A 14,160-nucleotide genomic window follows, 5' to 3' on the forward strand; every position below is an offset into this window, starting at 1 on the left:
TGGCTTGCCATCGGCTTGTCCCAGAAAGTAGCAGAGCAGGGGTAGATTATTTATTATCTGGACATACCCCAATATTTAAGTGGGGAAATATGTTTGTGATTCTGCTCTGCGAAATAAATTACTGCATCAGATTTTTTTAAAAAATAATACGCTTGTGGTAACGGGATTTCTATTTGGCGTTCCGTGCTATTGTTTTGGCAATTAATGCGTTTTTTCTGAGATGAATATTTTTCAGGCCTGGCAAAAAGGGAGGCTATATTGCCTCCCAATGCGATTATTTAATTCCGTCTGCGGCCATGCGATCGCGAATATGCTGGGCGCGCTCCGCCGATGCCGGATGATCGTCAAACATCGAACTCTGCCGACCCTCTTCCATTTTTGCCAGTTTCTCAAAGCTGGTCGCCAGCCCTGCCGGGTTGATGCCGCGTTTGCGCAACAGATCGTAGGAGTAGTCATCCGCTTCGGATTCCTGGCGCTGAGAGAACTGTGAATTTACCAGTTGTTCGCCCAGTGCGCCGAGCTGCGACTGCGACAGGCTGCCGACAATACCGCCTGCCGACGCTGCGGCTGCGCGTATCGCATTGGTACCCAGCGCCACCTGCATCCCTTTTTTCACATGGCCCAGCGCAACGTGGCCCATTTCGTGGCCGATCACCGCTTCAACTTCGTTGTCGGTCATCATATCCATCAGCGCGCTGTAGACGCGGATGCAGCCGTTTGCCATGGCAAAAGCATTCACGTCTTTTGCCACATAAATCTTGTAGTTGACCGGCTGGCCGTTGATGTTATCGCCGAGCGCAGCAGCAATTTTAGCCAGGCGTTGGCTGTAGGTGCTGCTGGCGGGCGCGATGGTTGCTTTACTGTCCATCTGTTTACAGGCGTCATCACTTAATGCTTTTACTTGCGCATCGCTCAGCGTGTAGGCCTGAAAAGCTTCTGCGCCGGAGCTGAGAAAAGCATTTGAGTCCATATTCTGGCAGCCAGCAAGGACGGTTGTTATTCCCAGAGCAAAGAGAAGCGGGCGAATTTTCATTTGTTATTTTCCGTAATGGTTGAGTCAATATGCTGCTAACTACGCCGGCTCAAGACGAACCTGCAGATTGTCAGTATAAGGAAGAGTCAGAGTGCCAGGCGAGTAGATTGCGCAACATGCGAGCGGCTTCCAGAGATTTCTGAATCGGCAAAAGGATGCTCCATGTACATGGCATGCCGCTTGGGTTACATTGTTGGCACTTTTTTCCGGCGTAGCCCAAAACGCGCTGTCGTCAAGTCGTTACGGGAACAGCCCTTAACAGTCCGATCTGGAGTCAAAATGTCCTCACGTAAAGAGCTTGCCAATGCTATTCGTGCGCTGAGCATGGACGCGGTACAGAAAGCCAAATCCGGTCACCCGGGAGCCCCGATGGGTATGGCGGACATCGCCGAGGTCCTGTGGCGTGATTTTCTGAACCACAACCCGACGAATCCGGCCTGGGCCGATCGCGACCGCTTTGTGCTGTCCAACGGCCACGGTTCGATGCTGATTTACAGCCTGCTGCACCTCACCGGCTATGATCTGCCGATGTCCGAGCTGCAGAACTTCCGTCAGCTGCACTCGAAAACTCCGGGCCACCCGGAAGTGGGTTACACCGCGGGTGTGGAAACTACCACTGGTCCGCTGGGGCAGGGCATTGCCAACGCCGTGGGCATGGCGATTGCAGAGAAAACTCTCGCAGCGCAGTTCAACCGTCCTGGGCACGAGATTGTTGACCACTTCACCTACGCCTTTATGGGCGACGGCTGCATGATGGAAGGCATTTCCCATGAAGCCTGCTCCCTGGCCGGTACGCTGAAACTGGGCAAACTGGTTGCGTTCTACGATGACAACGGCATCTCCATCGACGGCCATGTTGAAGGCTGGTTCACCGATGACACGGCGAAACGCTTTGAAGCCTACGGCTGGCACGTAGTGCGCGGCATTGACGGCCACGACGCGGACGCCATCAAACGTGCAGTGGAAGAAGCCCGTGCTGTTACCGATAAACCGTCGCTGCTGATGTGCAAAACCATCATCGGTTTCGGTTCGCCGAACAAAGCCGGTACCCACGATTCCCACGGTGCGCCGCTGGGCGATGCTGAAATCGCTCTGACCCGTGAAGCGCTCGGCTGGAAATACGCGCCGTTTGAAATCCCGTCTGAAATCTATGCACAGTGGGATGCGAAAGAAGCCGGCCAGGCCAAAGAAGCGGCGTGGAACGACAAATTCGCCGCTTACGCCAAAGCCTTCCCGCAGGAAGCCGCTGAGTTCACCCGCCGTATGAAGGGCGAACTGCCGTCTGATTTCGATGCCAAAGCGCAGGCGTTTGTCGAGAAGCTTCAGGCTAACCCGGCGAAAATCGCCAGCCGCAAAGCGTCGCAAAATGCCATTGAAGCTTTCGGTCCGCTGTTGCCGGAATTCCTCGGCGGCTCCGCTGACCTGGCGCCATCCAACCTGACTATCTGGTCCGGTTCGAAAGCGATTAACGAAGACACTGCCGGTAACTACATTCACTACGGCGTGCGCGAGTTCGGTATGACGGCAATTGCCAATGGTATCTCGCTGCATGGCGGTTTCCTGCCGTATACCTCGACCTTCCTGATGTTCGTTGAATATGCCCGTAATGCGGTGCGTATGGCGGCGCTGATGAAACAGCGTCAGGTGCTGGTTTACACCCACGACTCCATCGGTCTGGGCGAAGACGGCCCGACGCACCAGCCGGTCGAGCAGGTAGCTTCCCTGCGCCTGACCCCGAACGTCAGCACCTGGCGTCCGTGTGACCAGGTGGAATCCGCAGTGGCGTGGAAATATGGCGTTGAACGTGCTGACGGTCCGACTGCGCTGATCCTTTCCCGTCAGAACCTGGCGCAGCAGGAGCGTACGGCACAGCAACTGGCAGATGTCGCCCGTGGCGCCTACGTGCTGAAAGAGAGTGCTGGTCAGCCGGAACTGATCCTGATTGCTACCGGTTCCGAAGTGGAACTGGCGGTTGCTGCTTATGAAAAACTGACTGCCGAAGGCGTGAAGGCGCGCGTGGTTTCCATGCCGTCGACCGACACCTTCGACAAACAGGATGCGGCATACCGTGAATCCGTGCTGCCGAAAGCGGTTTCTGCCCGTGTGGCTATCGAAGCCGGCATTGCGGACTTCTGGTACAAATACGTCGGCCTGAACGGCGCGGTAGTGGGTATGACCACCTTCGGCGAATCTGCTCCGGCAGAACTGTTGTTTGAAGAGTTTGGTTTTACCGTTGACAATGTGGTGGCAAAAGCGAAAGCGCTGCTGTAACCACTCTTGCCCGGCGGCGCTCCGCCTGCCGGGCCTGCATGAAAAGTCATTTCGGATGGCGCTTGAGCATTATCAAGTCTACGGGGTTGCAGAATATGTAGACCGGATAAGCGAAGCGCCATCCGTCATTCAGCTATACCCCTAATCTTCTGCCTCCTGACCCAACACTCTCTTCTTAGTAACTCGACTAAAACGGCATTGATCCGTGCATGAAAAATATACTGGATATACATCCAGTAAATTGTATAATAATTCTGCAAATTATCTAGGGTGAATGTGAGTAAGGAGTGAACCTATGATAATTCCTGGTGACAATCTCAATTCTCAGCCTGTGCTGGCGACAATCAGCAGCCGTGAAATCGCAAAATTGACAGGCGTGACGCATGGCGAAGTGAAGCGGATGGTGAAAAGCCTGGAAACCGCGCAGCGGCTCTCCCAGCCGGTGAAAGAGCACCCGTACGAGCGAGAAGGCGAGATGCGACAAGAATTTTTGCTTAATAAACGGGACTCATTGCTGACGGTTTCGCGCCTCTCGCCGACCTTTACGGCAGAAATGCTCGATCGCTGGCAGGAGAAAGAGAAGCTTATCAGTCTGCCCGATTTTACGAATCCTGCCGCCGCCGCACGCGCCTGGGCTGAGCAGTACGAAAAACGTCAGCGAGCGGAAGAGTTACTTGCTCTCTTAGCCCCAAAGGCGGAGTTCTTTGACCGCTATGTCAGGGTTGAAGAGTCGCTTGGTTTTCGTCAGCTTTGCAAGATGCTGCGCGTGAAAGAGTCTCTGTTTCGATGTTTTTTGCTTGAGCGCAATATTATGCAGCGTGTAAACGGTGCGTTGATGCCGCAGCAGTACCATATTGATGAAGGTTACTTCACTGTTCATGGTGGCGTCGGGGAAAACAAACGTAGCTGGTCTCAGGCGCGTTTCACCGCGAAGGGGGTGAAGTGGGTGGCCGATCTGTGGGCTAAGCAACTCTCGTCGCAGCCGGTTGAGATGCCGCGCGCAGAACGCACCGAGCCGAAGGCGCCGGAGCATAGCTGGTTTTAATCAGCGCCAGAAAAGGATTTTGCTTTTCTTCATCAACCGGGTCATGCAGGGACGCTTTGTTGCGCTCATCCTCTTTCTGTCGGTTATTTTCCTCACGAAAGAACCTTCTGGCCGCGCTGATTATTCCTGCAAAAATGTGATGCAAGTCAGATTACTGGCGAAACCGTCTGGACAATCATTCCTTTTATTCCTTGTTTCGCTTATTCTAGCTGAAGCGTTTCAGTCGATTAAATGTTCGACAATTAACCAAACAAACGCAGTTTAAGGCAGGCGAGGATTCCCCTTCTGTGGTGGCTGGATTACTCTGTCATCCACTTCAGGCCAGCTAGCCTTGCAGGAGAATTATGACCGTACGCATAGCGATTAATGGTTTCGGTCGCATTGGGCGCAACGTGGTTCGTGCTTTATATGAATCCGGGCGTCGGGCGGAAATCACCGTGGTAGCAATCAATGAACTGGCCGATGCTGTGGGCATGGCGCATTTATTGAAATATGACACCAGCCACGGGCGTTTTGCCTGGGATGTTCGCCAGGAGCGCGAACAATTGTTTGTGGGTGACGACGTAATTCGCATCCTGCATGAGCGCTCAATTGCGGCACTGCCGTGGCGCGAGCTGGGTGTAGATGTGGTGCTCGACTGTACCGGCGTATACGGCAACCGTGAGGATGGCGAGGCGCATCTGGCGGCGGGCGCGAAAAAAGTGCTCTTTTCCCATCCTGGCAGCCACGATCTCGACGCAACGATTGTTTTCGGTGTTAACCAGGAAACCCTTCGCTCTGAAGACCTTCTGGTCTCTAATGCCTCCTGTACGACAAACTGTATTATTCCGGTCATAAAACTGCTCGACGATGCTTATGGCATTGAGTCGGGAACGGTGACAACCATTCACTCCGCGATGCATGACCAGCAAGTGATTGACGCTTACCACCCCGATCTGCGGCGTACGCGTGCGGCCAGCCAGTCGATCATTCCGGTGGATACCAAACTGGCGGCGGGCATCACGCGAATTTTCCCGCAGTTTAATGACAGATTTGAAGCGATAGCGGTGCGCGTACCGACAATTAACGTGACCGCGATCGATCTGAGCGTAACGGTGAAAAAACCTGTAAAAGCTATGGAAGTCAACATGTTGCTGCAAAAAGCAGCGCGTGGGACATTTCATGGTATAGTTGATTATACGGAATTACCGTTGGTTTCAACCGATTTTAATCACGATCCGCACAGCGCCATTGTTGATGGCACACAGACGCGGGTAAGTGGTGCGCACCTTATTAAAACCCTTGTGTGGTGCGACAACGAATGGGGCTTTGCTAACCGGATGCTCGACACGACGTTAGCAATGTCGGCTATTGGTTTCAGGTAGGGCGCGACAGCGCTCGCAAAACTTTAAGAATCATTGAGAGGATTCACCATGTCTGTAATTAAGATGACCGATCTGGATCTGGCTGGTAAACGCGTTTTCATCCGTGCTGATCTGAACGTGCCGGTTAAAGATGGCAAAGTCACCAGCGACGCGCGTATCCGTGCTTCCCTGCCAACTATTGAACTGGCGCTGAAGCAGGGTGCGAAAGTGATGGTAACTTCCCATCTGGGTCGTCCGACCGAAGGCGAGTACAACGAAGAATTCTCTCTGCTGCCGGTTGTTAACTATCTGAAAGACAAACTCTCCAACCCGGTTCGTCTGGTTAAAGATTACCTGGACGGCGTTGAAGTGGCTGCCGGTGAACTGGTTGTTCTGGAAAACGTTCGCTTCAACAAAGGCGAGAAGAAAGACGACGAAGCGCTGGCGAAAAAATACGCTGCGCTGTGCGACGTATTCGTTATGGACGCATTCGGTACTGCTCACCGTGCGCAGGCTTCTACTCACGGTATCGGCAAATTCGCTGACGTAGCGTGCGCAGGCCCGCTGCTGGCTGACGAACTGGACGCGCTGGGTAAAGCGCTGAAAGAACCGGCTCGTCCGATGGTTGCTATTGTTGGCGGTTCTAAAGTTTCCACTAAGCTGACCGTTCTGGACTCTCTGTCCAAAATTGCTGACCAGCTGATCGTTGGTGGCGGTATCGCTAACACCTTCGTCGCTGCTCAGGGCCACAACGTAGGTAAATCCCTGTACGAAGCTGACCTGGTTGACGAAGCAAAACGTCTGCTGGGCACTTGCGATATTCCGGTCCCGACTGATGTTCGCGTAGCCACCGAGTTCTCTGAAACCGCAACGGCAACCCTGAAATCCGTCAATGACATCAAAGATGATGAGCAAATTCTGGATCTGGGCGATGCATCTGCTGAAAAACTGGCTGAAATTCTGAAAAATGCCAAAACTATTCTGTGGAATGGTCCGGTTGGCGTGTTTGAATTCCCGAACTTCCGTAAAGGTACTGAAATCGTGGCTAACGCTATCGCCGACAGCGACGCGTTCTCCATCGCAGGCGGTGGTGACACTCTGGCTGCTATCGACCTGTTCGGTATTGCTGACAAGATTTCCTACATCTCTACTGGCGGCGGCGCATTCCTCGAATTCGTGGAAGGCAAGGTTCTGCCTGCAGTAGCCATGCTCGAAGAGCGTGCTAAGAAGTAAAATTGTTCAGGCGGGATAACCCTGCCTGTTTTTCAAAACGATTCAATTGTTGCTCTAACTAATTCGCGCTGCCAGAAGACGGTGACGCAGCGAAACTCCAAAAACTTGCCATAGTGAGTCACTGGAGGCGCGAGAGAAGCCAGCCCACTGGCAGCACGAATTATGACGAGCTGAAACGGCCGAAGATACAGGACTACGTACATGTCTAAAATTTTTGATTTCGTAAAACCTGGCGTGATCACTGGTGATGACGTTCAGAAAGTGTTCCAGGTAGCTAAAGAAAACAACTTTGCTCTGCCAGCGGTTAACTGCGTGGGTACTGATTCCATCAACGCCGTTCTGGAAGCTGCTGCCAAAGTTAAAGCACCGGTTATCGTTCAGTTCTCTAACGGCGGCGCTGCGTTTATTGCCGGTAAAGGCGTGAAAACTGACGTTCCTCAGGGCGCAGCAATCCTCGGCGCAATCTCTGGCGCCCACCATGTTCATCAGATGGCAGAACATTACGGCGTTCCGGTCATTCTGCACACTGACCACTGCGCGAAAAAACTGCTGCCGTGGATTGACGGTCTGCTGGACGCGGGTGAAAAACACTTCGCTGCAACCGGTAAACCGCTGTTCTCTTCTCACATGATCGACCTTTCCGAAGAGTCTCTGGAAGAGAACATTGCCATTAGCTCCAAATATCTGGCGCGCATGTCCAAAATGGGCATGACTCTGGAAATCGAACTGGGTTGCACTGGTGGTGAAGAAGATGGCGTGGACAACAGCCATATGGACGCTTCTGCACTGTACACCCAGCCGGAAGACGTTGATTACGCTTACACTGAGCTGAGCAAAATCAGCCCGCGTTTCACCATCGCAGCTTCCTTCGGTAACGTACACGGTGTCTACAAACCGGGTAACGTGAAACTGACCCCGACTATCCTGCGCGATTCTCAGGAATATGTTTCCAAAAAACATAACCTGCCGCACAACAGCCTGAACTTCGTATTCCATGGCGGTTCCGGTTCTACTGCTCAGGAAATCAAAGACTCTGTAAGCTACGGCGTTATCAAAATGAACATCGATACCGACACCCAATGGGCAACCTGGGAAGGTATCCTGAAGTACTACAAAGAAAACGAAGGCTACCTGCAGGGCCAACTGGGCAACCCGAAAGGCGCAGACCAGCCGAACAAAAAATACTACGATCCGCGTGTATGGCTGCGTGCAGCGCAGACCAGCATGGTGACTCGTCTGGAGCAGGCTTTCAAAGAACTGAATGCAGTAGACGTTCTGTAATTTCCGCTGCTTTATCTGAAAAGGCCCGCAAAATGCGGGCCTTTTTTATTGCCATTTCAATAAGCTGGCGTAGAGCACAAAGTGTGATCTACTTGGCGTAAATGCGGCTTTTTGTTTACCCTTTAGGGATCTCTCCTTGCTTGAAGGGGTGGTTTTCCCATTTTGGAACAACATAAGGAAGCACGAATGGAAGATCTTAACGTTGTTGACAGCATTAACGACGCAGGCTCGTGGCTGGTGAACAATCAGGCGCTGCTGCTGAGCTATGCCGTTAACATTGTGGCGGCTATCGCCATCATTATTGTCGGTATGATTGTGGCGCGTATTGTCTCGAATACGGTTAATCGCGTGATGGTTGCGCGACACATCGACGCTACCGTGGCTGATTTTCTCTCCGCGCTGGTACGCTATGGCATTATCGCCTTTACCCTGATTGCCGCGTTGGGTCGCGTCGGCGTGCAGACGGCCTCGGTGATTGCCGTACTGGGTGCCGCCGGTTTAGCCATCGGTCTGGCGTTGCAGGGTTCGCTTTCGAACCTCGCCGCTGGCGTGCTGCTGGTGACTTTCCGCCCGTTCCGTTCGGGGGAATATGTCGATTTGGGTGGCGTTGCCGGAACCGTGTTGCAGGTGCAGATTTTCTCCACCACTATGCGTACGGTGGACGGGCGTATCGTGGTGATCCCAAATGGTAAAATCATTGCCGGAAATATCGTGAACTTCTCTCGTGAGCCGGTGCGTCGCAACGAATTTATTATCGGTGTGGCTTACGATTCTGATATCGACCAGGTGAAACGCATTCTGACTGAAATTATCCAGGCTGATGAACGCATTATCAAAGATCGCGAAATGACGGTGCGTCTGAATGAACTGGGGCCGTCCTCCATTAACTTTGTGGTGCGTGTCTGGAGTAAGAGTAGCGATCTGCAAGCCGTTTACTGGGATGTGCTGGAGCTGATCAAACGTCGCTTTGACGAGAATGGCATCAGCTTCCCGTTCCCGCAGATGGACGTAAACCTCAAACGTTCTCATGAGCAGACAGAGCAGTAAGATATGGGGCCGGCGGCGCCGGCCTTCTTTTTGCTCATCAACATTAGCATTGCTACTTAACGATTAAAATTATCAATTTCCGCTAATGATGTTCCCGCGCTATAGTCTGCTTCCGAAACAATCTGACGGAATTACGACGTGTTATCTTATTACTTTCAAGGCATTATGCTTGGGGCCGCGTTGATCCTGCCGCTTGGGCCGCAAAACGCTTTTGTGATGAACCAGGGGATCCGCAGGCAGTATCACATCATGACTGCCTTTTTATGCACGATGAGCGATGTGGTGCTGATCTGCGCTGGCGTGTTTGGCGGCAGCGCGCTGTTGATGCAATCCCCGTGGCTGCTGGCGCTGGTGACCTGGGGCGGTGTGGCGTTTCTGCTATGGTACGGTTTTGGCGCACTGAAAACGGCACTGAGTAGTCATCTCGAACTGGCAAGCGCCGAAGCATCACGCCAGGGGCGCTGGCGTATCATTGCGACCATGCTGGCGGTTACCTGGCTCAACCCGCATGTCTATCTCGACACTTTCGTGGTGCTGGGTAGTCTCGGCGGACAGCTGGATGCGGAGCCAAAGCGCTGGTTCGCGCTGGGAACGGTGAGCGCTTCTTTCCTGTGGTTCTTCAGCCTTGCGTTACTCGCTGCCTGGCTTGCTCCTCGTTTGCGCACGGCGAAAGCGCAGCGGCTAATCAATGCTGTGGTTGGGTTGGTGATGTGGTTTATTGCCTTCCAGCTTGCGCATGAAGGTATTCATCATGTACAGGGATTATTCAGTTAGGGTAAGTCCGATGGACAATTCACGCTGAGCCGCTAAGCTTGCTGCCAAGGCGTATGCGTATTCGGACGTATTAACGCAACATGGAGGAGCAACTGTGAAATTTAAAGTGATGGCCCTGGCGGCGGCAGTCGGTTTCAGTGCAATGGCGGTACAGGCAAACGAATTGCCTGACGGCCCGCATATCGTCACCTCAGGCACGGCTAGCGTGGATGCGACTCCGGATATCGCCACGCTGGCGATTGAAGTGAACGTCGCTGCAAAAGACGCCGCATCAGCGAAAAAACAGGCCGATGACCGCGTTGCGCAATACCTGAGTTTTCTTGAGCAAAATGGTATCGCCAGGAAAGACATCAATTCCGCAAACTTACGCACCCAGCCAGATTACGACTACCAGAACGGCAAAAGCATCCTGAAAGGTTATCGCGCTGTGCGTACGGTTGAAGTGACATTGCGCGAGCTGGATAAGCTTAACTCACTGCTGGATGGCGCGCTGAAAGCGGGGCTGAACGAGATTCGCTCCGTGTCGCTGGGCGTTGCGCAAGCGGACTCTTTCAAAGATAAAGCGCGCAAAGCAGCGATCGATGATGCGACCCGTCAGGCGCAGCAGCTGGCAGCCGGTTTCAATGCCAAACTCGGCCCGGTTTACAGCATTCGCTACCATGTTTCTAATTATCAGCCAAGCCCAATGGTCCGGATGATGAAAGCGGATGCCGCGCCGGTTTCCACCCAGGAAACCTACGAGCAGCCGACGATTCAGTTTGACGATCAGGTTGATGTGGTGTTCCAGCTTGAGCCTGCTCAGGCTGAGCAGCCGGCAGCCACCGCGGCGAAGTAAAGTTGTTCATCCTCTCCCCGGTCGGGGAGAGGTTAGCTGTTCAATCCTGCCTTAATACCCGATGTCCATACTCCAGCAGCGCATCCGTCACGTTGCGCATCATCCGGCTTTCCGGCGCAAAACGGTGCCAGTAGAGCATACGGCGCTGTAACAGGCCTGGCGTCAGATCGATCAAATCACCGCTCTTTAACTCTTTCTCGATTTGCAGGTGCGGGATCATACAGCAGGTCGTGCCCTGGCGCGCCAGTTGCACAAACGCTTCCGATGAATTCACGATATGACAGGGCACGCTACCCGGCGGTAAATCGAAATATTGCTGCAAAAATGCCTGATGCATATCATCCAGATGGTCGAACGCCACCGCCGGGGCTTTCAGCAGCGCTGAGCGGGTTACGCCATTAGGAAAATAGCGTTCGGCGAATTCTCTGGAACCGACAAACAGGTAATCCAGCGCGCCAAGTTGATCGACAAGGCAGCTCGGCAGCGCCTGCGGCTGAATACTGACCGCACCAACCACTTCGCCGCGACGCAGTCGCTCCTGGGTGCGGGTTTCATCCTCAACCTGCAAGTTCAGCCGGATAGGCGAATCCACCAGTACCGGCGCCAGTGCAGGCAGCAGCCAGGTTGCCAGGCTGTCGGCATTGACCGCCAGCGACAACAGCAACGGCGTCGAGCCTGTTTGCTCATCGCCCAGCCACTCTTCTTCCAGCAGCTCGACCTGACGCAACAGCGCCAGCAGTTTCTGCCCTTGTTCGGTGGGACGCGGCGGAACAGTACGTACCAGCAATGGCTGGCCGAACATGTTTTCGAGCTGTTTTATGCGCTGCGACACGGCGGACTGAGTAATACACAGTTTTTGCGCGGCGCGCTCAAACCCACGCTCACGAATGACCGCATCAAGCGCCTGTAAGGTTCTGTAGTCCGGACGTTTCATTGCTCGGCCAATCTCCTGAAAAATGATTACTCAGCACTATGACATAAATTTTTATTAGAATCAGACGAAATTGGACGTCGCGTAATGTGACACTGGTCACAGGGACATTTAGGCGAAGGGTGGTCTATAATGCGCCTGAAATTTCACACCACAGGCGAACGACCATGACGCAGGATGAACTCAAAAAGGCAGTGGGCTGGGCGGCACTCAAGTATGTTGAGCCCGGAACTATTGTCGGCGTAGGCACTGGCTCCACTGCGGCGCACTTTATTGATGCGCTCGGCACGATGAAAGGCCAGATCGAAGGCGCGGTTTCCAGTTCGGATGCCTCCACCGCGAAACTGAAAAGTCTTGGCATTACCGTGTTCGATCTCAACGAAGTGGATAAACTGGATATCTACGTTGATGGCGCGGACGAAATCAACGGCCAGATGCAGATGATCAAAGGCGGCGGCGCAGCGTTGACGCGTGAGAAAATTATCGCCTCGGTAGCGGATAAATTTATCTGTATCGCTGATGCATCCAAGCAGGTTGATATCCTGGGGAAATTCCCGCTGCCGGTGGAGGTTATCCCGATGGCTCGCAGCGCCGTTGCGCGTCAACTGGTGAAGCTGGGCGGTCGCCCGGAATATCGTCAGAACGTTGTCACCGATAATGGCAACGTGATCCTCGACGTTTATGGGCTGGAGATCATCGATCCGATTGCACTGGAAAACAGCATCAATAGCATCCCGGGCGTAGTCACTGTAGGGTTATTCGCCAATCGTGGCGCGGATGTGGCGCTGATCGGCACCGCCGATGGTGTGAAAACCATCATAAAATGATCTGACGGGGAGGCGTTCGCCTCCCCGTAAAAAAACACGATCGGCAAATTTGGTGATATCTGTCACATTTATCCGCTGATTATGCACTACCTGCCACTACTCCACGCTTTAACAGCATTTTTATCTGCCATTCCTCGCTGTATGACATTTCTTCAGAGTGCGCACGCAAACGTTCATATTGCTGCAATAGTTTTTTTTGATATGTTGACTGAAGAAAATTGCATTTCGCACAACATCACAGTCAAGACAAAAAACAGGGTCGGGTAAATGGCAAAGGTATCACTGGAGAAAGACAAGATTAAATTTCTGCTCGTCGAAGGGGTGCATCAGAAAGCACTGGATAGCCTCCGTGCGGCGGGTTATACCAACATTGAATTCCACAAAGGTGCGCTGGACACCGAGCAGCTTAAAGAGTCCATCCGTGATGCCCACTTTATCGGCCTGCGATCCCGTACTCAACTGACTGAAGATGTTATCGCGGCGGCGGAAAAATTAGTCGCTGTGGGCTGTTTCTGTATTGGTACTAACCAGGTGAATCTGGACGCGGCTGCAAAACGTGGTATCCCGGTGTTCAATGCACCGTTCTCCAACACCCGTTCCGTGGCGGAACTGGTTATTGGCGAACTGTTGCTGCTGATGCGTGGTATTCCTGAAGCGAACGCGAAAGCGCACCGTGGTGTCTGGAACAAACTGGCGGTCGGTTCTTACGAAGCGCGCGGTAAAAAGCTCGGTATTATCGGTTATGGTCATATCGGTACGCAGTTGGGTATTCTGGCGGAATCGCTGGGGATGCACGTCTTCTTCTACGACATCGAAAGCAAACTGCCGCTGGGCAACGCCACGCAGGTACAGCATCTTTCCGATCTGCTGAACATGAGCGATGTGGTGAGCCTGCATGTGCCGGAAACCCCGTCAACCAAAGATATGATTGGCGTTGAAGAGCTGAAATTGATGAAGCCTGGCGCGCTGCTGATCAACGCTTCTCGCGGCACGGTGGTCGATATTCCGGCGCTATGTGATGCGCTGAAAAGCAAACATCTGGCTGGTGCGGCAATTGACGTCTTCCCGACGGAACCTGCCACCAACAGCGATCCGTTTGATTCCCCGTTGTGTGAGTTTGACAACGTGCTGTTGACGCCGCACATCGGCGGTTCAACGCAAGAAGCGCAGGAAAATATCGGTCTTGAAGTAGCAGGTAAACTGATTAAATATTCTGACAACGGTTCTACGCTGTCGGCTGTTAACTTTCCGGAAGTTTCTTTGCCGATGCACGGCGGCCGTCGCCTGCTGCACATCCACGAAAACCGTCCTGGCGTGCTGACTGCACTCAACCAAATCTTTGCCAGCCAGAATATCAACATCGCGGCGCAGTACCTGCAAACAACGCCGTACATGGGTTATGTCGTGGTTGATATCGAAGCGGAAGAAGATGTCGCGCAAAAAGCGTTGCAGAGCATGAAAGCGATTCCCGGCACGATTCGCGCCCGTCTGCTGTTCTGATAAGTATTGTGTTTTCCTCTCCCGCAAGGGAGGGGGAAAC

12 protein-coding genes are annotated in these 14,160 nt (G+C 53.2%); 10 read left to right on the forward strand and 2 right to left on the reverse strand.

Annotated features, from left to right (window positions below):
* Window positions 1–274 precede the first annotated feature (274 nt).
* Window positions 275–1,033 (reverse strand): M48 family metallopeptidase, encoded by a 759-nt coding sequence (locus CWM66_RS19105; protein ID WP_007370223.1) that lies wholly within the window; start codon window positions 1,031–1,033, stop codon window positions 275–277.
* Between the two features lie 279 nt (window positions 1,034–1,312).
* Between CWM66_RS19105 and tkt the strand changes: the two genes are divergently transcribed.
* From tkt to CWM66_RS19145, 8 genes are all read left to right on the forward strand, one after another.
* Window positions 1,313–3,304 carry a transketolase gene (gene tkt / locus CWM66_RS19110; protein WP_007370224.1) on the forward strand — a complete coding sequence of 664 codons (1,992 nt, stop codon included), beginning with the start codon at window positions 1,313–1,315 and terminating at the stop codon, window positions 3,302–3,304.
* 295 nt (window positions 3,305–3,599) lie between these two features.
* Window positions 3,600–4,349: a phage antirepressor KilAC domain-containing protein gene (locus CWM66_RS19115; protein WP_071921395.1), complete on the forward strand. Its 750-nt coding sequence runs from the start codon at window positions 3,600–3,602 to the stop codon at window positions 4,347–4,349.
* 344 nt (window positions 4,350–4,693) lie between these two features.
* Window positions 4,694–5,713, forward strand: coding sequence for an erythrose-4-phosphate dehydrogenase (gene epd / locus CWM66_RS19120; RefSeq protein ID WP_035889583.1), 1,020 nt, complete (start codon window positions 4,694–4,696; stop codon window positions 5,711–5,713).
* Window positions 5,714–5,761: 48 nt separating this feature from the next.
* Entirely contained in the window at window positions 5,762–6,925 is a 1,164-nt protein-coding gene (gene pgk / locus CWM66_RS19125; protein WP_007370227.1) for a phosphoglycerate kinase, read from the forward strand.
* 201 nt (window positions 6,926–7,126) lie between these two features.
* Window positions 7,127–8,206 carry a class II fructose-bisphosphate aldolase gene (fbaA, locus tag CWM66_RS19130; RefSeq protein WP_007370228.1) on the forward strand — a complete coding sequence of 360 codons (1,080 nt, stop codon included), beginning with the start codon at window positions 7,127–7,129 and terminating at the stop codon, window positions 8,204–8,206.
* Between the two features lie 186 nt (window positions 8,207–8,392).
* Window positions 8,393–9,253 (forward strand): small-conductance mechanosensitive channel MscS, encoded by an 861-nt coding sequence (gene mscS, locus CWM66_RS19135; RefSeq protein ID WP_007370229.1) that lies wholly within the window; start codon window positions 8,393–8,395, stop codon window positions 9,251–9,253.
* Between the two features lie 138 nt (window positions 9,254–9,391).
* Window positions 9,392–10,027, forward strand: coding sequence for an arginine exporter ArgO (argO, locus tag CWM66_RS19140; RefSeq protein WP_107147089.1), 636 nt, complete (start codon window positions 9,392–9,394; stop codon window positions 10,025–10,027).
* 94 nt (window positions 10,028–10,121) lie between these two features.
* Window positions 10,122–10,862 carry an oxidative stress defense protein gene (locus tag CWM66_RS19145; RefSeq protein WP_107147090.1) on the forward strand — a complete coding sequence of 247 codons (741 nt, stop codon included), beginning with the start codon at window positions 10,122–10,124 and terminating at the stop codon, window positions 10,860–10,862.
* A 40-nt stretch (window positions 10,863–10,902) separates the two neighbouring features.
* On the opposite strand, the gene argP is transcribed toward CWM66_RS19145, so the two are convergent.
* Entirely contained in the window at window positions 10,903–11,796 is an 894-nt protein-coding gene (gene argP, locus CWM66_RS19150) for a DNA-binding transcriptional regulator ArgP (RefSeq protein WP_007370232.1), read from the reverse strand.
* A 164-nt stretch (window positions 11,797–11,960) separates the two neighbouring features.
* Here argP and rpiA point away from each other — a divergent pair, with 164 nt between their 5' ends.
* Together rpiA and serA are read left to right on the forward strand one after the other, a co-directional pair.
* Complete coding sequence (gene rpiA / locus CWM66_RS19155) at window positions 11,961–12,620, forward strand: ribose-5-phosphate isomerase RpiA (RefSeq protein WP_072439429.1); 660 nt, start codon at window positions 11,961–11,963, stop codon at window positions 12,618–12,620.
* Window positions 12,621–12,887: 267 nt separating this feature from the next.
* Window positions 12,888–14,120: a phosphoglycerate dehydrogenase gene (gene serA, locus CWM66_RS19165; RefSeq protein WP_007370234.1), complete on the forward strand. Its 1,233-nt coding sequence runs from the start codon at window positions 12,888–12,890 to the stop codon at window positions 14,118–14,120.
* Window positions 14,121–14,160 lie beyond the last annotated feature (40 nt).

Source organism: Kosakonia sp. H7A (genome assembly GCF_003028445.1).
Classification (GTDB): domain Bacteria; phylum Pseudomonadota; class Gammaproteobacteria; order Enterobacterales; family Enterobacteriaceae; genus Kosakonia; species Kosakonia radicincitans.